Raw genomic sequence first — 22,913 nt, 5'->3', positions numbered from 1 at the left:
TCACCGAAGGACGCCCGGGGACGCCCCGTCACCGGGGCCCCACGGATCGTCGTCCTCAGTCAACCACGACGAGTGCTCGGAGCCGCCGCCACCGCCGTGTCCGGCGCCGCCCGCGCCGCCCATCATGCCGCCGCCCATCATTCCGGCGCCGCCGATGCCCGCACCACGCGCGCCGCCCGCCATCCCGGCACCACCAGGGCCAGCGGCAGCGGCAGCGCGCAGCGCGTTCGCGGCGCTCGTCATCGGCGGCAGCTTTCCGTTGCCGCCACCCACCATGCCGGGGATGCCGCCCACGCCGATGCCACCGCCCGCGCCGATGCCACCACCGGCACCGATCCCGCCGGCCGACCCGCCGCCGGCACCGCCGCCACCGAACCCGCCGCCGGCGCCACCGAGGCCGGCGCTGCCGACCCCGCCGCCACCGATGCCACCGCCCAGGCCGCTGACGCCGCTCGGACTGGCGCCGGCCAGACCGCTGCTGTAGCCAGCGTCGCTGCCCGGGTAGCTGGAACCGGTCGACGGGGAGGTGAGCTGACCGGTGCCGCCGGTGGGTGAGCCCTCGCCGATCCCGCCCGGCGTGGTCGGGGAGAACGGGCCGACGGTGGACGTCGGGCCGCCCGTTTCGCCGATGCCCGGCGGCCTGCTGCCGATGGTGGGGCCACCACCGATATCGGGCTTCCCGCCGAAATCCCCACCACCGATGTCGGGTCGCCCGGTTGGCGGAATCCGGGTGTCACGCCTGATGTCGTTCTCGTCGTCACGCGGAGGATCACCGATGCCTGTCGGCGGGACCACTGTCAGCTTGGGACGCTCCGTGTAGACCGCCTGGGGCAGCGGCGCCATCGCGGTGTTCGCCGCCTGCTGGTTGTCCCGGTACCAGTTGTCCAGGTGGGACTTGGTGTCCCACCAGCCGCCCCGCTTCTGGTCACCGGCCTGACCGTCGACCTTCATCGTCGCTTCCAGGTCGTCGGCCTTGTCCCGGAACGCGCCGTCGGCGTACGAGGCGGGATTGTTCTGGTAGTCCTGACGCAGGGCGGCGAGGAACCCCGACGAACTCTCGCCGTCGCGGGCGTCGTCGAGCTCGGTGCCGTTGGGCAGGCTCCACTCGTTGAAGCCGAAGTCGTCCATCAGCGGGATCGGGATCGTGGAGACCGACTTGCGGATGTCGCCCTCGATCCGCGTCAACGCGCCACTGACGTTCGTCGCGTCGGTGATCAGATCCTCGATCTGCTTGCCGATCTTGCCCAGGTGCTCGCGGTACGCGTCGCCACCGCTGCCCTTCCAACCGGCGAGCATCCCGGGCAGACCGCCGACGTTGGGGCGTTCCTGACCTGTCGCGACCGGGCCGACGAACGACCGACCGACGAGCGCGTCGCGCAGCTGTTGCAGGCCGCTGGAGAGATTGCTCCAGCCCGCTCCGACCGAACCGACCGTTTCCGGGTCCGCGGAGAGCGTCACCTCGCGGACGCACCGCTCCCAGGTTCCTCCAGCCATGACGTCCCCCTCAGGCCGTGTACGGGTAGGTGGGTGCGCCGCTGGCAGTGGGCGGCGGCGACGCCGACTCCAGCAGCCGCTCGATCTCCTTGCCGTTGGCGCCGTTACGCGCCTCGGTGTCGCGGAACGCCTTGGCGATCTCCTCGGTGCCCTCCTTCAGCGCGGCGAGCTTCTGGGAGAGCGTCGTGAGGTGCGCTTCCATGTTCGCAGTGGAGGTCTCCAGGGCCCGCCACTGCATGACGGCGTCCTCGTACGCGCCGAACGGGGTGCCGTTCGGGACGGTCTGGGCGTTGTTGCTGTCGCCCTTCATCCGCGTCTTGATGCGTTCCATCTCGTATTTGATGGTGTCGTCGACGTACTGCCTGAGCCGCTCGACGTACGCTGCGGCGGCGTCCAGGTCCTCGACGCTGACGTGCAGATCGCCGATGCTCGGCGGCGGGATGCTCCCCATGCGATTCCTCCCCCGTCCCCGACCCGCCGGGTCGGTCCATGTCAGACGCAGCGTATCGAGTCTGACCTAGGCGGGGCAGCCCCAGCCACCACCACGTGGTACAGATGACGGCCGATCCCGGTGGGTCCGGTGCGGGCGACAGCGCGGCGAGGCCCTGACAACGCCAACGGGCCCGCGAGACGTGGGCCCGTTGGAAAACATGTCGGATGTGGAGGGTGGTCGGGCGCCGCCAGCCGGCGGCAGCCTGGTCAGGGGTGCGAGTGGCCCGACGGAACCTTCATGCCGTTGCCGCCCAGCGGCGTGAGCGGCAGCAGCTTCTTGCCGGTGGGGCCGATCTGGATCTCGGTGTCCATCGACGGGCAGACGCCGCAGTCGAAGCAGGGCGTCCACCGGCAGTCGTCCTGCTCGAACCCGCTCACCGAGTCCTGCCAGTCCTGCCAGAGCCAGTCCTTGTCCAGGCCCGAGTCGAGGTGGTCCCAGGGCAGGACCTCCAGCTCGTCGCGCTGACGGGTGGTGAACCAGTCGAGGTCCACCCCGTACGCGGGCAGCGTCTCGGCCGCCGCGTCCACCCACCGCTGGTACGAGAAGTGCTCGCTCCACCCGTCGAACCGGCCGCCGTTCTCCCAGACCTTGCGGATGACCGAGCCGACCCGGCGGTCACCTCTGGAGAGCAGCCCTTCGATGAGGGACGGCTCGCCGTCGTGGTAGCGGTAGCCAATGGCCCGGCCCAGCGAGCGGTCCGCGTTGATGGCCTGCTTGAGGATCTTGAGCCGGTGGTCGATGACCTCCGGACGGTCCATCGCCGCCCACTGGAACGGGGTGTGCGGCTTCGGCACGAACCCGCCGATCGAGACCGTGCAGCGGATGTCCTTGGAGCCGGTCGCGGCGCGGCCGGCCCTGATCACCTCGTGGGCCATCTCCGCGATCTCGAGGACGTCCTCGTCGGTCTCGGTGGGCAGGCCGCACATGAAGTAGAGCTTCACCTGTCGCCAGCCGTTGGTGTACGCGGTGACGACTGTCCGGATCAGGTCTTCCTTCGACACCATCTTGTTGATGACCTTGCGGATCCGCTCCGACCCGCCCTCCGGGGCGAAGGTCAGGCCGGTACGCCGACCATTGCGGGACAGCTCCTGCGCGAGGTCGATGTTGAAGGCGTCCACCCGGGTCGACGGCAGCGACAGCGAGACGTTCGTGCCCTCGTACTGCTGGGCGAGGCCGGAGCACATGTCGCCGATCTCGGAGTGGTCCGCCGAGGAGAGCGACAGCAGGCCGACCTCGGAGAAGCCGGAGAACTCCAGACCCTCGCGGACCATCTGCCCGACCGTGGTGATCGACCGCTCCCGCACCGGCCGGGTGATCATCCCGGCCTGGCAGAACCGGCAACCCCGGGTGCAGCCCCGGAAGATCTCCACCGCGTACCGCTCGTGCACCGTCTCGGCCAGCGGCACGAGGGGCTTCTTCGGGTACGGCCAGGCGTCCAGGTCCATCGTCGTGCGCTTGTGCACCCGGAACGGCACGTCCGCCCGGTTCGGCACGACCCGCTGGATCCGGCCGTCGGGCAGGTAGTCGACGTCGTAGAAGCGCGGCACGTAGACGCTCTCGGTGCGGGCCAGCCGCAGCAGCAGCTCGTCGCGGCCACCCGGGGAGCCCTCGGCCTTCCACTCCCGGACGATCGCGGTGATCTCCAGGACCGCCTCCTCACCGTCGCCGAGCACCGCGGCGTCGATGAAGTCGGCGATCGGCTCCGGGTTGAACGCGGCGTGCCCACCGGCCACGATCACCGGGTCGGCGTCGGTGCGGTCGGCGGACAGCATCGGGATGCCGGCCAGGTCGATCGCGGTGAGCATGTTGGTGTAGCCCAGCTCGGTGGAGAAGGAGATGCCGAACACGTCGAAGCCGCGCACCGACCGGTGCGCGTCGACGGTGAACTGCGGCACGCCGTGCGTGCGCATCAGCGTCTCCAGGTCCGGCCAGACCGCGTACGTCCGCTCGGCGAGGGTGTCGGGCAGTTCGTTGAGCACCTCGTAGAGGATCTGCACGCCCTGGTTGGGCAGGCCCACCTCGTACGCGTCGGGATACATCAGCGCCCAGCGCACGGTGGCGGCGTCCCAGTCCTTCGTGACCGCACCCAACTCGCCACCGACGTACTGGATGGGCTTGGAGACCTGGGGCAGCAGCGGCTCGAGCTGGGACCACACGGAATTGGTCGCGGCCGCGCGCGGCGTCGTGGACGGGGCACTCATGATGCCCAAGGGTACGCGTTCGCCCGGCGCGGATCGCGCGCACGCCCGATCGGCGGTGGTGGCGGCGCGGTACTAACCTCGGATCGGCGCGAGAGGAGATTGCCGCGATGCCGGACCCCCAGCCGGGAGCACGGCCGGCCGACGGGAGCACCCCGGGCACCGAGCCGGAGCGGGACCCGGCGGTCGCCGACGAGCCGACCTCCCCACCCGTACCCCGGACCCAGCCGGACCGCTCGGAACAGCCGGACCCCTCGGACCAGCCGGACAAGCCGAAACCACCGACCCAGCCGGACCCCCCGGACCCCTCGGGCCAGCCGGACCCGCCGGACGAGCCGGAACCTGCCGCCACCGCGGAGGTCCCGGCGCCCAGGTGGAGCGGTTCGGCTCCGGTGCCGCCGCCGCTGCCCCGCCGGGCCGCCTGGGGCGAGTCGGCCGAGCCGACCCCTGTCCCGCCGGTCTCCGTCGGGCCGCCCGAGCACCAGACGCCCGTCGACCCGTGGGCCGGCGTGGACACCGGCGGCTGGGACCTGCCCTCCGCCGAGCTGCCGCCGCTGCCACCGACGTTGTCGTACCCGGCGCCGCCGGAGACCCGGCAGTGGTCCTCCGGGCCGCCCGCTCCCCCGGTCGGGCCGTATCCGGTGTCGCCGTCGGCCCCGATCGCACCGCGGGCCGTCGGACCTGTGGCGCCGCCGCCGGCCGCCCCGAGCGCGCCGCGAGCCGCCGGACCCATGGTGCCGGCCCGACCGATGTCGCCACCCGCGCCGCCGAAGGTGCCCAAGCAGCGCCGGGGCAAGCGGTTCACCGCGTCACCGCCCGCCCCGCCGCCGGGCTGGCAGGCGCCCAAGGGGTACGTGCCGGTCCCGGTCCGCCGACGACGCCGCTGGCCGTGGCTGCTGCTGCTCACGCTGGCCTGCTGCTGTGGCTGCCCCGCCTACTACGGGTTCCCGATCTCGGCCCAGTACCCGGCGCGGGCGGCACTGCCCGTCCAGGTGGACGACCTCAGCCTGCGCCAGGACAACCGCAGCACCGAGACCGCCAAGAAGTTGGAGAACGAGGTACGCAAGGAACACTGGCTGGCCGAGGACACCTTCGCCGGCGTCTACGCCACGACGAGCGGCAAGCGGGTGACGGTCTTCGGCGGCACCGGCTTCCGGTTCAGTCCGGAGTCGGACGCGGAGGCCGAGATCAGCCGGCTCACCGATCGGTACGCGCTGAGCGCCCCGGAGAGCGTGGACACCGGTGTCCGGGGCCGGCACGAACGATGCGCTGTGGGTAGCGCCGACGGCAGTGACGTGGTGGTCTGCACGTCGGTCGACCACGGCAGCATCGCCACCGGCGTGTTCACCCGACTCTCGGTGGCCGACAGCGCCGACCTGCTGGCCAGCCTGCGCGCCCAGATCGTCCAGCCCGAACGGGGCTGAGCCGCGCCCTCAGGCGTCGCGGGTCGGGTCCGGGTGGGCCCGCGGCGGGGCGTAGCGCGGCACGTACTCCTGGCCGGTGAGCTTCTGGATCTCACTCATCAGCTCGTCGGTCATCTGCCGTAGCGAGGTGCGATCGTCCGGCCGGCCGGTGAAGTCCAGCGGCTTGCCGAACCGGACCGTGATCTTGGCAGCGCCCGGCCGGGGCACCCGGGCGCCGATCGGCTGCGCCTTGTCCGTACCGATCATGCCGACCGGGATGATCGGCACGCCGGCCGAGATGGCCAGCCGGGCCGCGCCGGTACGCCCCCGGTAGAGCTTGCCGTCCGGCGAGCGGGTGCCCTCCGGGTAGACCACCACCAGGTCACCGCCCTTGAGCGCCGGGATCGCCGCGTCGAACGCGGACAGCGCCGCCCGACCGCCGGCCCGCTCGACCGGGATCGCGCCCAGGCCGGTGAGCACGAACTTGGAGATCGCGCCCTTCACGCCGGCGCCCTTGAAGTACTCCGACTTCGCCCAGAACGCCAGGTGCCGGGGCACGACGGTGCCGAGGAACAGCTCGTCGGCCACCGAGAGATGGTTGCCGGCGAAGATCGCGCCGCCGGTCTCCGGCACGTGTTCCAGACCCTCCACGGTCGGGCGGAACGCCACCCGCAGCGTGGGCGCCACGGTCAGCTTGCCGATGGTGTAGAGCAGGGGCACTGGTCCTCCGGCAGATGAGGTGCGAGCGGGCGGTGTCACGGTAGCGGACGCCGCCACACCCCGCAGACGGAGGTGCGGCGGCGTCCGCCCCGCGTGCTACGACCGGCGGACGGTGACCGTGACCCGCTCGCCCTCGCCGACCTCGCCGGCGAAGCCGTCGAGGCCCTCGGCGAAGTCCACCGAGTCGGCCAGGACCTCGCCGGCCACGAAGTCGAGGTACCCCGCCACCGCCGCGCGTACCTCGTCGGACGCCGACACCGACACCACGATCCGGTCCGAGACGTCCAGGTCGGCGTCCCGGCGGGCCTGCTGCACCACCCGCACCACGTCGCGGGCCAGCCCCTCGGCGGCCAGCTCCGGGGTGACGTCGGTGTCCAGCACCACCACGCCCTCGCCGCCGGGCAGCGGGGCGGAGTGCTCGGCGTCGGCCGCGATCAGGCGCAGCTCGTACTCGCCCTCGGCGAGGGTGACACCGGCGGCCACCGGGGCGCCGTCGACCAGCTCCCAGTCACCGGCCTTGACCGCCTTGATCACCTGCTGCACCTGCTTGCCGACGCGCGGGCCGAGGGCCCGGGGCACCACCGTCAACACCTGCTCGCAGTACGCGGACAGCTCCGCGCTGAACTCCACCGTCTTCACGTTGACCTCGTCGGCGACCAGGTCGGCGAACGGGCGCAACTGCTCCGCCGCCGGCGAGGCCACTGTCAGCGTCGACAGCGGCAGGCGCACCCGCAGCCCCTTGGCCTTGCGCAGCGACAGCGCCGCCGAGGCGACCGCCCGCACGTTGTCCATCGCGGCGACGAGGTCGTGGTCGGCCGGGAACTCCTCCGCCGAGGGCCAGTCGGTCAGGTGCACCGACCGCTCACCGGTGAGCCCACGCCAGATCTCCTCCGCGGTCAGCGGCGCGAGCGGCGCCACCACCCGGCAGAGCGTCTCCAGCACCGTCGACAGGGTGTCGAACGCGTCGGCGTCACCGGACCAGAACCGGTCCCGGGACCGGCGCACGTACCAGTTGGTCAGCGCGTCCAGGTAGGACCGGACGGTGGCGCAGGCGCCGGAGATGTCGTAGGCGTCCATCTGCGCGCCGACCGTCGACACCAGCTCGTTCGTCTTCGCCAGGATGTACCTGTCGAGCAGATGGGTGGAGTCGGTGCGCCGCCGCGCCTGATACCCGTCAGCGTTGGCGTAGAGCGTGAAGAAGTACCAGACGTTCCACAGCGGCAGCAGCACCTGGCGTACCGCGTCGCGGATCAGCGTCTCGGTCACCGCCATGTCCCCGCCGCGCAGCACCGGCGACGACATCAGCATCCAGCGCATCGCGTCCGAGCCGTACGAGTCGAAGACGTGGTAGACGTCCGGGTAGTTGCGCAGGCTCTTGGACATCTTGCGCCCGTCCGAGCCGAGCAGGATGCCGTGGCTCAGGCAGTTGCGGAACGCCGGCCGGTCGAACAGCGCGGTGGCCAGCACGTGCATCGTGTAGAACCAGCCGCGGGTCTGCCCGATGTACTCGACGATGAAGTCACCCGGGTAGTGGTGCTCGAACCAGTCCGCGTTCTCGAACGGGTAGTGCACCTGGGCGAACGGCATCGAACCGGACTCGAACCAGCAGTCCAGCACCTCCGGCACCCGGCGCATCATCGACTGACCGCTCGGGTCGTCCGGGTTGGGGCGGACCAGGTCGTCCACTTCGGGCCGGTGCAGGTCGGTCAGGCGTACGCCGAAGTCCCGCTCGATGTCGGCGAGGGAGCCGTAGACGTCCAGGCGCGGGTAGTTCGGGTCGTCGGACTTCCACACCGGGATCGGCGAGCCCCAGAACCGGTTACGGCTGATCGACCAGTCCCGGGCGTTGGCCAGCCACTTGCCGAACGAGCCGTCCTTGATGTGCGCCGGCGTCCAGTTGATCTCCTGGTTCAGCTCGACCATCCGGTCCCGGAACTTCGTCACGGCGACGAACCACGACGAGACCGCCTTGTAGACCAGCGGGGTGTCACAGCGCCAGCAGTGCGGGTACGAGTGGGTGTAGGTGTCCTGCTTGAGCACCACCCCCCGGTCCTTCAGCTCCCGGATCACCGGCTTGTTGACGTCGAAGACCTGCTCACCCTGGTACGGCGGAACCAGCGCGGTGAAGCGGGTGTGGTCGTCCACGGTGACGATGGTGGGGATGCCGGCGGCGTTGCAGACGTTCTGGTCGTCCTCACCGAAGGCCGGGGCCAGGTGCACGATCCCGGTGCCGTCCTCGGTGGTGACGAACTCCGCGCCGAGCACCTGGTAGGCGTTCTCCCCGGCCTGCTCGACGAGGAAGTCGAACAGCGGCGTGTAGCGGCGTCCGACCAGGTCCCGGCCGTACACGGTGCCGACCTGCTCGAACCCGTCCAGTTCCTTGGCGTACGCGGCCAGCCGCGCCGCCCCGACCACGAACCGCTCGCCCTCGCGCTCCAGGACCGCGTACTCGATGTCCGGGCCGACGGCGAGCGCCAGGTTCGACGGCAGGGTCCACGGCGTGGTGGTCCAGACGCCCAGCTTGACCGGCCCGCGCACCAGCTCCGGGGCGGACTCGTCGGCGGTCAGCTCGAACCACACCGACAGGGTGGGGTCGTGCCGGTCCCGGTAGACGTCGTCCATCCGGGTCTCGGTGTTCGACAGCGGCGTCTCGCAGCGCCAGCAGTACGCCAGCACCCGGAAACCCTCGTAGATCAGACCCTTGTCGTGCAGGGTCTTGAAGGCCCACATGACGCTCTCCATGTAGTCCAGGTCGAGGGTCTTGTAGTCGTTGGTGAAGTCGACCCAGCGGGCCTGCCGGTTGATGTACCGCTCCCAGTCCTGGGTGAACTCCAGCACCGAGGTCCGGCAGGCCTCGTTGAACCGGGCCACGCCCAGGTCGATGATCTCCGCCTTGCTGGTGATGCCGAGCTGCTTCTCGGCCACCACCTCGGCGGGCAGGCCGTGGCAGTCCCACCCGAAGCGCCGCTCGACGTGCCGGCCGCGCATGGTCTGGTAGCGCGGCACCACGTCCTTGACGTAGCCGGTGAAGAGGTGACCGTAGTGCGGCAGACCGTTGGCGAAGGGCGGGCCGTCGTAGAAGACGTACTCGTTCTTACCGTCGGTGCCGGCGGGACGGGCCTCGACGCTGGCCTCGAAGGTCTTGTCGGCCGTCCAGTGCTCCAGCACCCGGCGCTCGACCGCGGGCAGGTCCGGGCTCGCCGGCACACCGGCGGCGGTCGGGTCGTGCAACGGATAGGCCATCGGGGGTCGCTCTCCTCGCAGCTCACTCAACGTGGGTCTGCGAGGACGAACCGTCCGGGTACGCCGACGACGGCGCTCCCGGGTGGCCCGCGGTACCACCCCGCTTGGCGGTCAGGATCGACCGCCCGCTCATTGCCGGCTGTGACGGGCCGCACCCGTCCGGTTCTACTGGGCCGGTCGCCCGGCTGTTCTTCCGGAGGCTCACCGGTGATGGCCGGGTCATCGCCTTACGGTGCTCAACGATACAAGACCCGCACCCCACCCCACCGCCGAGTGACGCGCGCTCCGGCACCCTAGGCTGACCGGGTGATCCGGATCGAGTTGGACGAGCCGACCCTGTCCCGCACCCGGATCGCCACCAGCCCGCTCTGGGAGGTGCTGACCAGCCTGTTCGTGCTGCAGCGCCATCCGGTGCAGGCGCCCTGGCCGTACACCGCCTGGGCGCGGCACGCACGGCGGGTGCTCGACGAGGTGCCGGCGACCGCGCCGGCCCGGCTGCTGACCGTCGGCCTACCCGCACCGGACTTCCTCAGCCCGATCCCCACGTCGGCCGCGCCGACCCTGGCCGACCAGCTCGCCGAGCTGCGCGCGACGCCGGCTGAGGTGATCGCCGAGCAGATCCCCCACTACTACCAGCCGGACGACCTGCCGGAGTGGCTCCGCCCGTTCGTCACGGACCGGCGGGCCGCCCTGGAGCGACTCGCCGACGGCATCGAGGCGTACTGGGACGCGGCCATCGCACCGTGGTGGCCGGCGATGCAGGCGGCGCTGGACGAGGAGGTGCTGCACCGGGCCCGGGCGCTCGCCGCGTACGGTCCGGACGCGCTGCTGGCCGACCTGCACGAGCGGGTGCGCTGGGACAAGCCGGTGCTGACGCTGGTGAAGCCGTCGGAGCAGGAGTTCACGGCGGTGAACCAGCGGCTGCTGCTGATTCCCCTGGTCTTCGCGCAGGGAGCACTCATCTGCGCCACCGACCATCCGGAGATCATCGCCGTCTCCTACCAGGCGCGCGGGGCGGTGGTGCTCGCCGAGGGTGGGCCGACCTCGACGGCCCGGACGACACCGGTCACGGACCGGCTGGCGATGCTGGTCGGCCGAGGTCGTGCCCAGGTGCTGCGGGCGCTGGCGCGGCCAGCCACCACCGCTGGCCTCGCGGCCGCTCTGGGGCTCGCCCCGAGCACGGTGTCGGAGCAGCTCTCCGCGCTGCTGGCCGCCGGTGTGGTGCATCGTCGCCGGGTGGGCCGGCGGGTGTTGTACGGCCTGGAACCGGCCGGTCTGGCACTGGTACAGCTCGTCGGTGACGAGCCGGCGGACGTCTCGGCCTGAGCATTCGGCTCGATCCGAATCCGTTTCCCACCCGTCCCCGTCGCTCCTAGCCTGCGGATCACAGCGTCGTAAGGTCCAGGCGGTCCGCGGCGTCGACCTGACGGTCGGCAACGGGGAGCTGTTCGGCCTGCCCGGGCCGAACGGCGCTGGCAAGACCGGCACCCAACCGTTGTTGATCAAGGAGTTGTCGCCCCGTTCGACGGCTCGGGGTCACGGGGAGGGTGGCGTTCCGGAGCGAGGCGGCGTCAGAGAGCCGCCTTGACGCGTTGTGTGCCGCTCCCCAGAATTCAGCGGGTGGCCACGATAAGTTACGCCGAATACCGAGCGATGCGCCGGTTTCCTGCCCTCGACGGGCTCCGTGCGATCGCCGCGGTGATCGTCGTCGCCTTCCACTTCGGGGGGCCGCGATGGACCTGGCTGTCCGGCTGGGTCGGCGTCCAACTGTTCTTCGTGCTCTCCGGCTTCCTGATCACCACGCTGATGCTGCGCGAGGAGGAGTCGCGGGGGCGGGTGTCGCTGCGGTCCTTCTACGTCCGGCGCATCTTCCGGATCCTGCCGGTCTACCTGGTGGTGCTCGCCGCGACGTACGCCCTCGCGCACCTCAACGGCGCCAGCGCGAGGCTGCGCGAGTCGATGCCGTTCTACCTGCTCATGGTCAACGAGTTCGCGCCGAACCAGGCGTTCCCGCACTCCTGGACGATCGCGATCGAGTGGAAGTTCTACCTGGTCTGGCCGCTGCTCGCCTTCGTGTTCGTCCGCACCGCGTTCCTACGCCGGATGGCGGTGACGCTGCTGGCCATCGCCGCTCTGGTCGCGCTGATCCCGTTCGAGAAAGACTGGCCCTACTGGCCGATCCACTACGTGTCGATCCTGGTGGGTTGCCTGCTGGCGGTCGTCATGCACCACCCCCGGGGGTACGCGCTGTTCCGGCCGTTGACCCATCCGGTGGCGTCCCTCGCCGTACTCGTCGGGTTCGTCGCCGTGCACCTGTCGCTGCCGTACTGGCCGCCCGCCGAGGACGGTCACTCGGAGTTGATGATCGGCGTTTACGCGGTGGCGGTGGCGGTGCTGCTCCCGGCCATGCTGGCCTCGGGCCTGCCGACGAAGCTGCTCTCCTGGCGACCGCTGGTGTTCGTGGGCGAACGCTCCTACTCGCTGTACCTGGTGCAGTACCTCGCCATGACGACGGTGATCGCGTTGGTCCCGTCGTACGCCGGGCACAGCACCCGGTTGTTCGTCGCCACCACGGTGGTCGGTCTGCTCGCCGCCGATCTGCTCTACCGCTGGGTGGAGCAGCCGATGATCGGGGTGGGACGCCGGTTCTCCGGCCGGGGAAAGGTGGTCCCCGCCACACCGGCCGCCACGCCGACGTCCCCCGCGCCGACGACCCCCGAGCCCTCCATGTCGGCCGACCCCAACGAGCGGACGGTGCCCGCCCTGCCGGCCCTCACTCCCGGCGGCGACCGCCGCTGATCATGAGGTTGGCGGACGGCAGGTTGCCCAGTCCGCCCCGCCAACCTCACGATCAACGAGCTGTGGTCAGGGGGCCGGGAGGGTGGTGCTCCACAGCGAGGCGCCGTCCCGGTCGCGCAGGTGGACTGTCAGGGCCTCGGACTCACCGTCGATGGTGACCTCACCGAAGTGCTGGAAGCCCTCCGCCGGAGACGTGTTGGCCACCGGCGGCGCGTGCACGAAGGCCGCCCGGGGCCCGAACGTGCCGTCCAACGCGTTCGGGCCGAACGCGCCGGCGTGCGCCGGGCCGGAGACGAACTCCCAGAACGGGGTGAAGTCGCCGACCGCCGCGCGGGACGGGTCGTAGTGGTGCGCGGCGGAGTAGTGCACATCGGCGGTGAGGAAGACCATGCCGGTCACCCCGGCCCGGTGGGTGGCCCGCAGCACCTCGGCGAACTCCAGCTCCCGACCCGCCGGCGCACCCGGGTCGCCCTGCGCGACACCCTCCTGCGCGCCCGGACCGTCCGGCACCACCACTCCGATCGGCAGGTCGTTGGCGATCACCTTCCAGGTCGCCGTGGAGCGCTTCAGCTCCCGGATCAGCCACTCCCGCTGCTGCCGGCCGAGCAGACCACGCTTCGGGTCGGCGTACGTGTTGCCGTCGTTCGGGTCCTTGTGGGTGCGCATGTCGAGCACGAACACGTCAAGCGACGGCCCGTACGACAGCCGCCGGTACATCGGCCCGTCGACCGGCACCGGTAGCCACTCGTTGAACGCCTGGCGGGCCCGCGCGGCGAGCACGTCCACCCGCCGCTCGGTGTAGCGCGGGTCGTCCAGGATCTCGCCCGGGTACCAGTTGTTCAGGACCTCGTGGTCGTCCCACTGGTTGATCTGCGGCACCGCCGCGGCGAACTCCCGCAGGTGCTCGTCGAGCAGGTTGTAGGCGAACTGCCCGCGATACTCGGCCAGCGTCTCGGCGACCTTGCTCTTCTCCGGTGTGACCAGGTTGCGCCAGATCCGCCCGTCGGGCAGCGTCACCGACTCGACCAGCGGGCCGTCGGCGTACACCGTGTCGCCGCTGCACAGGAAGAAGTCCGGTCGGGCCTGCCGCATCGCCCGGAAGATCGACATGCCGCCGAAGTCGGGGGCGATGCCCCAGCCCTGCCCGACCACGTCGCCGGTCCAGACGAACTTCACGTCACGTCGGCGGTGCCGTCCCGGCGCGGTGGTCAGCGTCCCGGTCCGCGGCTCGCTGACCACCCCGTGCCGATCCAGGCTCTCCACCCGCACCCGGTAGTGCAGCCGCTCGGCGTCCGGCAGGCCCCGCAGCCGGACCTTCCCGGTGAAGTCGCCGTTCGGGGTGAGCACCGGACCGCGCAGCTGACGCGCCCCCCGGAAGTCCGGTCGTCGGCTCACCTCGACCAGCATCCGGCCCGGCCGGTCGGCCCGCGTCCAGACCAGCGCCGAGTCCGCGGTCACGTCGCCGCTCTGCACCCCGTGGGTGAGCACCGGGCGCGCCGCCGGGCGCCAGGCCGGGGCGGCGTTCGCGCCGGCACCGCCCAACAGCGCGCCGCCGGCGGCTCCGGCGCCGACCATCAGGCCGGTGCGCAGCAGGGTACGTCGATCAAGCTCGGTCATGCTTCCTCCCGATCATGGGTTGACCCCGTGGGTCTATCGGGCGGAGGTGACAGTGAGCGGCGGCCCGGGTGACGCGGACGCGAACGCCGGCCGTCGGTCGTCAGTCGCCCCCGATCGCCGCCGGCATGAGCGGGGTCACAGTCCCGGTTGTCACGCCCCGCCCGGCGCAACCGTCGTATGGGTGTCGGAACCGATCAGGAGGTAGTCGTGCAACGGATGAACCCGACCGAGGTCGTGCCGCAGGCGTACAAGGCCGTCCTCGGGTTGGAGAAGTACGTCCAGACGAACGTCGACCACACGGTGCTGGAGCTGGTGAAGCTCCGGGCGTCGATGATCAACGGGTGCGCGTACTGCGTGGACATGCACAGCCGGGACGCGCTCGCCGGCGGCGAATCGAGCCGGCGGCTGTTCGCGGTCGCCACCTGGCGCGAGTCGCCCTTCTTCGACGAGCGGGAACGGGCCGCGTTGGCCCTCACCGACGCGGTCACCCGGCTCGGCGAGCACGGGGTGCCGGACGAGGTGTGGGATGACGCCGCGAAGGTCTGGTCGGAGAAGGAACTGGCCGACCTGGTCATCGCGATTGCCACAATCAACGTGTGGAATCGGATCGGGGTGACGATGCGGCTGGAGCCTCCGGCCCAGGCGTGACCACCCAGGCGGCAGCAGAGGCGGCCGGTGCGCTCGAGGCGCACCGGCCGATGCTGCTTGGGCTCGCGTACCGGCTGCTCGGCAGCCTGCACGACGCGGAGGACGTGCTCCAGGAGGCGTACCTGCGCTGGCTGGGAGTGGACCGGGCACGGGTCGACGAGCCGCGCCGGTACCTGTCCCGGGTGGTCACCCGGTTGGCAGTGGACCGCCTACGCGCCCGGCAGGCGGCCCGCGAGACGTACGTGGGCACGTGGCTGCCCGAGCCGGTGCCGACCGCGCCCTCGCCGTTCGGGCCGTTGGACCGGGTGGAGCTGCGCGACTCGCTCTCCACCGCGTTGCTGCACGTCCTGGAGCGGCTCACCCCGCCGGAGCGGGCGGTGTACGTCCTGCACACGGCCTTCGACCTGCCGTACGCGGAGATCGCCGAGATCCTGGACCGGTCCGTCGCCGACTGCCGGCAGCTGTACCACCGGGCGACCGCCCGGGTACGCCAGGAGCAGCGCCGGTTCACCGCCAGCCGCCCGGAGCGGGAGCGGCTGCTGAACGCGTTCCTCGCCGCCGCCCGCGACGGCGACCTGGCCACCCTCACCGACCTGGTGGCCGCCGACGCCACCGCCTGGAACGACGGCGGCGGCCGGGCCCGGGCCGCCCTCAACCCGGTCACCGGCGCGGACCGGATCGCCCGGTTCTACGCCGGGGTCTACGGCCCACGTCATCAGGTGACCATGGAGCCGATCGAACTCAACGCGGAACCCGCGGTGCTGGTCACCCGCGCGGACGGCAGCCGGTACACGCTGACCATCGCCGCGGCCGACGGACGGATCACCGGGATCTACGTGATCGGCAACCCGGCGAAGGTGCCGGCGACCGGCTGAATTCGGGCGTCAGTGGTGCCGGAGGCCCGTCAGTGGTGTCGGGCCCCCGGCCGGTGGGGCGTCAGCCCAGCTCGGGGAACCAGAGCGCGATCTCGCGCTTGGCGCTGTCCGTCGAGTCGGAGGCGTGCACGAGGTTCTCCCGGTTGGACAGCGACAGGTCACCGCGGATGGTGCCGGCGGCGGCCTTGCGCCCGTCGGTGGCCCCGACCAGCCCACGGACCACGTCGATGACCTGGTCGCCGGAGAGCACCAGGGCGACCAACGGGCCGCTGGTCATGAAGTCCTTCAGCGGCGGGTAGAACGCCTTGTCGACGTGCTCGGCGTAGTGCTCGTCGGCGAGCGCGGCGTCCATCGTCCGGTGCACCATCGCGTCGATCCGCAGCCCCTTGCGCTCGAAGCGGGAGAGGACCTCGCCGACCAGGCCGCGGCGAACCGCGTCGGGCTTGATCAGAACGAGGCTGCGCTCTTCCGGGCTGTTGCTGGACACGCTGGGTTCCTCCTGTACGCGCTTCACGCTCGGGGTCGGTACGGTCAGCCTAGCGACCCGGCCCCGGCGTCGGCGCGGCGGCCGGTCTTTCCCCCGGTGGCCGATCCGGCCTAGCCTGGTCCTGACCCCCGGGAGGTCCACTGTGGCGAATGGCGGGAACCGACCCATCGCGCCGGTACGCAAGCTGATCGGCGCGGTGCTGGGCACCGTTGCCACGTTCGTCGTCCTCTTCGGCCTGGGCATGACCAGTTGGGCCATCGTGGCTCTCGGGGTCGCCCTGCTGGTGCTGGCGATCGCGCTGGCGACCGTACGCGGCGGCGGGCGTACCTGGGTGGTCGGCGTCGGGCACGTGCACAGCGCCTCGGAACCACCCACGCAGTACGCGTTCGGCCGCTGCGAACTCCAACTGGTGCTCGACGCCCCGGGTCTGCCGCCCCGGTCCAAGAAGATCATCGAGCCGAGGGTGCCGGTCTCCAAGTGGCCGTCGCTGGGCCAGACCCTGCCGATCCGGGTCGCGTTGGACGACCAGCGGCACGTCAAGGTCCTCTGGGACGAGGTGCCGACCCACGCCGAGACCGCCGCCGCCGTCGCCGACCTCCCGCCGGAGTTCGCCGACGCGGAGGCGATGGACGAGGTGCTGATCCAGCAGGACGCGCCGCCGTGGGCCGACCGCGCACCGGACGACGACTTCCGCGAGGACTTCCGTGACCCGGTCGGTGACCCGTTCCGGGACCCGCTCGGTGACCCTGTGCGCGCCGACCCGCTGCGCACCGACTCCCGGCGTGACGATCTCCGGCGTGACGACGCGGGCGTCGTGGCCGAGGAACGCGAGCCCGTGGTGATGCACCAGAGCCCGGGCGGCCCGGTGGTGTTGGAGGGCGTCGTCGTCGAACCGCAGGCCGGCGGGCTGCCACGGCGGGCCACCCCAGCCCCCCGCTCACCCGCCGAGGAGCGCTTCGACGAACCCGTCGCGGACCGGTTCGACGCCACGGAGGACGACACTGTCATCCCGCCCTCCGACGACACCGTCGACCCGCCGGCGCAGCGCTTCGACCCGCCGCCCGCGCAGCGGTCCGGCCCCGGTGCGGCCGACCCGTTGGACCCGCTCGACCTTCCGCTGGACGATCCCTCCCCGGCCGGTGCCGCACCCGAGACGGTGACCGACGAGGAGTTCGACCGGGCGATCTTCGGGTTCGCCGCCGACTCGGCAGCGGATCCCGCCGCACCGATCAGCGGGGTGGGCCTCACCCTGCTGGTCACCGACCTCTCCCGGTCGCTCGGCTTCTACCGCGACGTGCTCGGCTTCAGCGAGGTCGACCAGGGCGCCCACAACGCCGTCCTCGCCTCCGGGGCGACCCGGATCGTGCTGCGCGAGGTGACCGGGGCGGCGCCCATCAGCCGCCGCCTCGTGCACGTCAACCTCGAGGTCAACGACATCGAGGCCGCGTACGAACGGTTGCGCGGGTCGGGCGTCCGCTTCACGTACGCGCCCCGGGTGGTCAACCGGGGCACCAAGCTGGAGGGCTGGGCGGCGGCCTTCCGTGACCCGGACGGCCACGGTGTCGCCCTCACCCAGTGGCGCGAACGCGCCGACGCCTGACCCGGCCCGCTCCCGCCTCCGGGCGTCGCCGACGGGTCGTTCTCAGCCGAGGATGACGCGGCGAACGTGCAACGCGTACGCCCAGACCAGGGCGAAGATGATGCCCAGCCCGAGCAGCGACCAGTGCAGCAGACCGCCCAGCAGCAGCAGGCCCTGCAGCACGGTGCCGGCGTTCCAGGCCCACGGGCGGCGCATCATGCCGGCGAGCACCACGGCGGCCACCGCCAACGCCACCACCGCGCCGATCGCGGCGCCGCCGAGGTCACCGCCGACCACCCGGATCGGCTGGATCGCCAGCAGCAGCACCAGCGCCTCCAGGCTGAGCGTGCCCGCACCGAGACCGCGTACCGCCCGCTCCGGGTTGCGCAACCCGGAGCGCCGTGGCTGCCCGGCCGTGGGCTGCTCCCCCACCGGCGGCTCGACCGGCGGACCGGTCGGGTCCTCGGCGGTGTGCGGGTCCCGCTCCGGGCTGGTCATCGCTTCAGCAGCCGGCGCGCGTCGGCGACAGTCACCACGGACCCAGTGACCAGCACCCCGACCCCGCTCAGCTCACCGGGGACGTCCTCTTCGGCCATCGCCACCGCCAGCTCGATCGCATCCGGCATCTCCTCGGCCGAGGCCACCCGCTCCTCGCCGAAGATCTCTGCGGCCAGCGCGGCCAGCTGTTCCGTCGGCATCGCCCGTGGCGAGCTGTTGCGGGTGACCACCACCTGGTCGACCACCGGCTCCAGCAGCTCCAGCAGCCCTTCCGCGTCCTTGTCGGCGAGGACGCCGAGCACGGCGACCAGCTTGCTGAACGCGAACTCCTCCTGGAGCGCGGTGACGGTGGCCTTCATGCCGTGCGGGTTGTGCGCCCCGTCCAGCAGGACGGTCGGGGCGTTACGGACCCGCTCCAGCCGGCCCGGGGAGCTGGTCGAGGCGAAACCCTCCCGGACCGCCTCGATGTCGAGCTGACGTCGAGCCCCCGCACCCAGGAACGCCTCCACCGCGGCGAGCGCCACCGCCGCGTTCTGCGCCTGGTGGGCGCCGTGCAGCGGGATGAACACGTCGTCGTACACGCCACCCAGGCCCTGGAGGCGCAGCACCTGACCGCCGACCGCGACCGCCCGACCGAGCACGCCGAACTCGCCGCCCTCCCGGGCGATGGTGGCCCCGACCTCGGCGCAGCGTTCGAGCAGCGGGCCCGCCGCCTCCTCCTCCTGCGCTGCCGCGATCACGGTGGCGCCCGGGTGGATGATGCCGGCCTTGGCCAACGCGATGTCCTGGAGCGTGTCGCCGAGCCACTCGGTGTGGTCCAACCCGATCGGGGTGATCACACAGACCCCGGCCTGGAGAACGTTCGTGGCGTCCTCGGCACCGCCGAGACCGACCTCGACCACCGCGATGTCGACCGGCGCGTCGGCGAACGTCGCGAACGCCAGCGCGGTGGTCATGTCGAAGTACGTCAGCGGCTCGTCCGACCGCGCGTCGACCAGCTCGGCCAGCGGTTTGATCTCCTGATACACCGCCGCGAACCGCTCCTCGCTGACCGGTTCCCCGTCCAGGCTGATCCGCTCCCGCACGGTCTCCAGGTGCGGGCTGGTGTAGCGACCGGTGTGCAGCCCGAACGCCCGCAACAGCGAGTCGATCATCCGCGCGGTGGACGTCTTACCGTTGGTGCCGGTCAGGTGGATCGCGGGGTACGCCCGCTGCGGGCTGCCGAGCAGGTCGAGCAGCGACTCGATCCGGTCCAGCTCGAAGACCATGCGGGTGAAACCGCGGGCGTTCAGCTCGGCTTCGACGGCGGCGAAATCGGTACGGTCGGTCACGAGGGCAGTGTCTCCAGAGCAGCGTCGATCCGGACCAGGTCGGCCTCGGCGGTGGCGAGCCGGTCGCGGATCTTCGCGACCACCGGCTCGGGGGCCTTCCCGATGAAGGCCGGGTTGCCGAGCTTCGCCCGGGCCTGCGCGGCCTCCTTCTCGGCCGCCGCGCGATCCTTGGTCAGCCGGGCCCGCTCGGCGGCCACGTCGATCGACCCCCGCGTGTCCAACGCGACACCGACCGCGCCGGGCATGGCCAGCGTGGCGCTGGCCTGGAAGTCGTCACCGGCCGGGTCCAGCCGGACCAGCGAACGGATCAGCGGCTCGTGGGCCGCGATACCCGCACCGGACAGCCCGTCCAGCCGGGCGGCCACCCGCTGCGTGGGACGCAGCCCCTGGTCGGAACGGAACCGACGGATCTCGGTGACCACCCGCTGCACGCCGAGCAGCTCGGCCTCGGCGGCGTCGTCGACCATCGACCGGTCGGCCACCGGCCAGGTGGCGGCCTGCACCGTCTCGCCGCCGGTCAGCGCGAGCCACAACTCCTCGGTGACGAACGGAATCACCGGGTGCAGCAGCCGCAGCAGCTGGTCGAGCACATGCCCGAGCACCCGACGGCTGGCCTCGGCCCGCTCGCCGCCCTCGGCGAGCACCGGCTTGCTCAGCTCGACGTACCAGTCGCAGACGTCGTCCCACGCGAAGTGGTACAGCAGGTCGCACACCTTGGCGAACTCGTACGCCTCGAACTGTTCGTCGACCTCGGCGGTGACGTGCGCCAACCGGGACAGGATCCACCGATCGACGGTGGAGAGCTGCTCGGTCGGGGGCAGGTCACCCGTGGTGTGGGCGCCGTTCATCAGCGCGAACCGGGTGGCGTTCCAGAGCTTGTTGCAGAAGTTGCGCGAGCCCTGGCACCACTCCTCGCTCACCGGGACGTCCTGGCCGGGGTTCGCGCCCCGGGCCAGGGTGAACCGGGTGGCGTCGGCGCCGTACCGGTCGATCCAGTCCAGCGGGTCGACCACGTTGCCGAACGACTTCGACATCTTCTTGCCGAACTGGTCGCGCACCATGCCGTGCAGCGCGACCACGTCGAAGGGCGGCCGGCCGTCCATCGCGTAGAGGCCGAACATCATCATCCGGGCGACCCAGAAGAACAGGATGTCGTACCCGGTGACCAGCACGCTGGTCGGGTAGAACTTCGCCAGGTCCGGGGTCTGCTCGGGCCAGCCCAGTGTGGAGAACGGCCACAGGCCGCTGGAGAACCAGGTGTCCAGGACGTCCTCGTCCTGGTGCCAGCCCTCGCCGGTCGGCGGCGCCTCGTCCGGGCCGACGCAGACGATCTCACCGGCCGGGCCGTACCAGACCGGGATGCGGTGCCCCCACCACAGCTGGCGGGAGATGCACCAGTCGTGCATGTTGTCGACCCAGGCGAAGTAGCGCTTGGCCAGCTCGGCCGGCTCGATGCGGACCCGGCCGTCGCGCACCGCGTCACCCGCGGCCTGGGCCAGCGGGGCGGTGTTGACGAACCACTGCAACGACAGCCGCGGCTCGACGGTGGTCTTGCACCGCGAGCAGTGCCCGACGGCGTGCACGTACGGGCGCTTCTCGGCGACGATCCGGCCCTGCTCCCGCAGCGCTGCCACGATCGCCGGGCGCGCCTCGAACCGGTCCAGCCCTTCGAACGGGCCGGGGACGGTGATCACACCCCGCTCGTCCATCACAGTCAGCGCGGGCAGGTCGTGCCGCTGGCCGATCTCGAAGTCGTTCGGGTCATGGGCCGGGGTCACCTTGACCATGCCGGTGCCGAAGGACGGGTCGACGTGCGCGTCGGCGACGATCGGGATCCGACGGCCGGTCAGCGGCAGCTCGACCTCGGTGCCGATCAGGTGCTGGTAGCGCTCGTCGTCGGGGTGCACCGCCACGGCGGTGTCGCCGAGCATCGTCTCGGCCCGGGTGGTGGCCACCACGACCTCGTCGCTGTAGCGGATCGAGATCAGCTCGCCGTCGTCGTCGGTGTGCTCGACCTCGATGTCGGAGAGTGCCGTGAGGCACCGCGGACACCAGTTGATGATCCGGTTGGCCCGGTAGATGAGGCCGTCGTCGAAGAGCTTCTTGAAGATCGTCTGGACGGCGCGGCTCAGCCCCTCGTCCATGGTGAAGCGCTCGCGGTCCCAGTCGACGGAATCGCCGAGGCGGCGCATCTGACCGAGGATCGCCCCACCGGACTCGGCCTTCCACTGCCAGACCCGCTCGACGAACTTCTCCCGACCGAGGTCATGTCGGGACAGCCCCTCGGCGGCGAGCTGACGCTCGACCAGGTTCTGGGTGGCGATGCCGGCGTGGTCCATCCCGGGCAGCCACAGCGCCTCGAAACCCTGCATCCGCTTGCGACGGGTCAACGCGTCCATCAGCGTGTGCTCGAACGCGTGGCCCATGTGCAGAGAGCCGGTGACGTTCGGCGGCGGGATGACGATGGTGAAGGGGGGCTTGTCGCTGTCGGCGGAGGCCCGGAAGTGCCCGCCGGCTACCCACTGCTCGTACCGTCGCTGCTCTACCTCACCGGGCTGATACTGGCCGGCAAGGGTCGGGGCGTCGGGGCGTCGGGCATCCAGTCTCTCGGTCACCGGACAAGTCTACGGAGCGCTTCCGCAGACCTGACGTGCGCCACCTGCCGTTCGCGTACGGTGTCGGCTATGTCCGACGCACATCTCACCCAGCGGTCGCTCGACGGCGGCCGTGAGCCGGTCGAGCTGACCGAAGAGCCGATCCAGCTGAGCACCCGAGACTCCGGGGGCGATCCCGACGAGCGATCCAGTGGCTGGTCCCGCCGCCGCAAGATCGCTTGGGGGGCCGCGCTGGTGGTCGGTCTCGCCGGTGCCGGGGTGCTCGGTGTCGCTGGGTGGCGGGTGTCGCAGCAGAAGGACACCCAACTGACCTCACCCGATCAGGTGGTGGGCCTGACCCGCGACGACAGCGAGCGGGCGAAGAGCACCGCCGACTATCTGCGCAGCGGCCTGGCGGCGAACATCGAGCTGGACCGCAGTTTCGGCACCGTCTACCGCGACCCGGCCGACGAGAAGCGATCGGTGCTCATCTTCGGCGGCACCACCCTGCTCTGGCAGCCGGAACGCGACCTGGACAGCCTCTTCCGCCTGATGTCGGACGAGACCGGTGCGGTGAACGGGCTGCGCGAGCTGCCCGCGGGCGACCTCGGCGGCGTGCTGAAGTGTGGCAGCACCAGCGGCGAGGGAGGGGACTTCGCGGTGTGCGGTTGGGCCGACCACGGCAGCGTGGTCATGGCGATGTTCCCGGGCCGGTCCGTCAATGACGCCGGCGACCTGCTGCGCGACCTCCGCGACGGCATGCAGACCCGAAACTGACCCGCACCGGTCGGCGCCCAGTTCACGGAAAACGAGCAGACGCAGAAAAGGCCACCCCGGGTGGGGTGGCCTTTTCTGAAAGATTGTCCGGCGGCGTCCTACTCTCCCACACCCTCACGAGTGCAGTACCATCGGCGCTGGAGGGCTTAGCTTCCGG

The 22,913-nt window shown here is 71.4% G+C and carries 17 protein-coding genes and 1 rRNA gene; 7 read left to right on the top strand and 11 right to left on the bottom strand.

From position 1 onward, the window contains the following. From AB0C03_RS30315 to AB0C03_RS30305, 3 genes are all read right to left on the bottom strand, one after another. On the bottom strand, positions 1–1,494 hold the full coding sequence (locus tag AB0C03_RS30315; RefSeq protein ID WP_357640595.1) for a WXG100 family type VII secretion target: 1,494 nt from the start codon (positions 1,492–1,494) through the stop codon (positions 1–3). A 10-nt stretch (positions 1,495–1,504) separates the two neighbouring features. Continuing rightward, positions 1,505–1,945 (bottom strand): hypothetical protein, encoded by a 441-nt coding sequence (locus AB0C03_RS30310; protein WP_030336567.1) that lies wholly within the window; start codon positions 1,943–1,945, stop codon positions 1,505–1,507. Between the two features lie 248 nt (positions 1,946–2,193). Beyond that, on the bottom strand, positions 2,194–4,188 hold the full coding sequence (locus tag AB0C03_RS30305) for a TIGR03960 family B12-binding radical SAM protein (protein WP_030336569.1): 1,995 nt from the start codon (positions 4,186–4,188) through the stop codon (positions 2,194–2,196). Between the two features lie 107 nt (positions 4,189–4,295). Here AB0C03_RS30305 and AB0C03_RS30300 point away from each other — a divergent pair, with 107 nt between their 5' ends. Further along, a complete protein-coding gene (locus tag AB0C03_RS30300; RefSeq protein WP_357640591.1) occupies positions 4,296–5,609 on the top strand; it encodes a hypothetical protein in 1,314 nt (437 codons plus the stop codon). A gap of 9 nt (positions 5,610–5,618) precedes the next feature. Here AB0C03_RS30300 and AB0C03_RS30295 read toward each other — a convergent pair whose 3' ends face one another. Together AB0C03_RS30295 and ileS are read right to left on the bottom strand one after the other, a co-directional pair. Beyond that, complete coding sequence (locus AB0C03_RS30295) at positions 5,619–6,308, bottom strand: lysophospholipid acyltransferase family protein (RefSeq protein ID WP_030336572.1); 690 nt, start codon at positions 6,306–6,308, stop codon at positions 5,619–5,621. A 96-nt stretch (positions 6,309–6,404) separates the two neighbouring features. After that, positions 6,405–9,551: an isoleucine--tRNA ligase gene (gene ileS, locus AB0C03_RS30290; RefSeq protein WP_030336574.1), complete on the bottom strand. Its 3,147-nt coding sequence runs from the start codon at positions 9,549–9,551 to the stop codon at positions 6,405–6,407. Between the two features lie 306 nt (positions 9,552–9,857). Between ileS and AB0C03_RS30285 the strand changes: the two genes are divergently transcribed. Then, a complete protein-coding gene (locus tag AB0C03_RS30285; protein ID WP_357640586.1) occupies positions 9,858–10,877 on the top strand; it encodes an ArsR family transcriptional regulator in 1,020 nt (339 codons plus the stop codon). Positions 10,878–11,171: 294 nt separating this feature from the next. Beyond that, entirely contained in the window at positions 11,172–12,350 is a 1,179-nt protein-coding gene (locus AB0C03_RS30280; protein ID WP_209444607.1) for an acyltransferase family protein, read from the top strand. 66 nt (positions 12,351–12,416) lie between these two features. Here the strand turns inward: AB0C03_RS30280 and AB0C03_RS30275 are convergent, their stop codons facing one another. Continuing rightward, on the bottom strand, positions 12,417–13,967 hold the full coding sequence (locus AB0C03_RS30275; RefSeq protein ID WP_030336580.1) for an alkaline phosphatase D family protein: 1,551 nt from the start codon (positions 13,965–13,967) through the stop codon (positions 12,417–12,419). A gap of 216 nt (positions 13,968–14,183) precedes the next feature. Between AB0C03_RS30275 and AB0C03_RS30270 the strand changes: the two genes are divergently transcribed. Together AB0C03_RS30270 and sigJ are read left to right on the top strand one after the other, a co-directional pair. Further along, positions 14,184–14,615 (top strand): carboxymuconolactone decarboxylase family protein, encoded by a 432-nt coding sequence (locus tag AB0C03_RS30270; RefSeq protein ID WP_247676182.1) that lies wholly within the window; start codon positions 14,184–14,186, stop codon positions 14,613–14,615. Then, the gene (gene sigJ, locus AB0C03_RS30265; RefSeq protein WP_357640581.1) at positions 14,612–15,490 is read left to right on the top strand and encodes an RNA polymerase sigma factor SigJ; all 879 of its coding nucleotides are present in this window, start codon (positions 14,612–14,614) and stop codon (positions 15,488–15,490) included. Before AB0C03_RS30270 ends, sigJ begins: the two co-directional genes overlap by 4 nt. 61 nt (positions 15,491–15,551) lie before the next feature. Here sigJ and ndk read toward each other — a convergent pair whose 3' ends face one another. After that, a complete protein-coding gene (gene ndk / locus AB0C03_RS30260; RefSeq protein WP_210866643.1) occupies positions 15,552–15,977 on the bottom strand; it encodes a nucleoside-diphosphate kinase in 426 nt (141 codons plus the stop codon). Between the two features lie 142 nt (positions 15,978–16,119). Between ndk and AB0C03_RS30255 the strand changes: the two genes are divergently transcribed. Next, positions 16,120–17,577: a VOC family protein gene (locus AB0C03_RS30255; RefSeq protein ID WP_210866644.1), complete on the top strand. Its 1,458-nt coding sequence runs from the start codon at positions 16,120–16,122 to the stop codon at positions 17,575–17,577. Positions 17,578–17,619: 42 nt separating this feature from the next. Here AB0C03_RS30255 and AB0C03_RS30250 read toward each other — a convergent pair whose 3' ends face one another. The 3 genes from AB0C03_RS30250 to AB0C03_RS30240 are packed head-to-tail and all read right to left on the bottom strand — an operon-like array spanning position 17,620 to position 22,000. Further along, the gene (locus AB0C03_RS30250) at positions 17,620–18,054 is read right to left on the bottom strand and encodes a DUF4233 domain-containing protein (protein WP_030336590.1); all 435 of its coding nucleotides are present in this window, start codon (positions 18,052–18,054) and stop codon (positions 17,620–17,622) included. Continuing rightward, entirely contained in the window at positions 18,051–19,385 is a 1,335-nt protein-coding gene (locus tag AB0C03_RS30245) for a bifunctional folylpolyglutamate synthase/dihydrofolate synthase (protein WP_030336592.1), read from the bottom strand. The genes AB0C03_RS30250 and AB0C03_RS30245 overlap by 4 nt, the downstream gene beginning before the upstream one ends. After that, positions 19,382–22,000 (bottom strand): valine--tRNA ligase, encoded by a 2,619-nt coding sequence (locus AB0C03_RS30240; protein WP_357640575.1) that lies wholly within the window; start codon positions 21,998–22,000, stop codon positions 19,382–19,384. Before AB0C03_RS30240 ends, AB0C03_RS30245 begins: the two co-directional genes overlap by 4 nt. Before the next feature lie 69 nt (positions 22,001–22,069). On the opposite strand from AB0C03_RS30240, the gene AB0C03_RS30235 reads away from it, so the two are divergent. After that, positions 22,070–22,756, top strand: a complete 687-nt coding sequence (locus tag AB0C03_RS30235) for a hypothetical protein (RefSeq protein WP_357640572.1) — start codon at positions 22,070–22,072, stop codon at positions 22,754–22,756. 85 nt (positions 22,757–22,841) lie between these two features. Here AB0C03_RS30235 and rrf read toward each other — a convergent pair. Next, a 5S ribosomal RNA gene (gene rrf / locus AB0C03_RS32385) occupies positions 22,842–22,913 on the bottom strand; the annotation flags it as partial.

The organism is Micromonospora parva (assembly GCF_040649675.1).
GTDB lineage: Bacteria > Actinomycetota > Actinomycetes > Mycobacteriales > Micromonosporaceae > Micromonospora > Micromonospora parva.
This window is presented reverse-complemented; position numbering and strand designations above follow the sequence as displayed.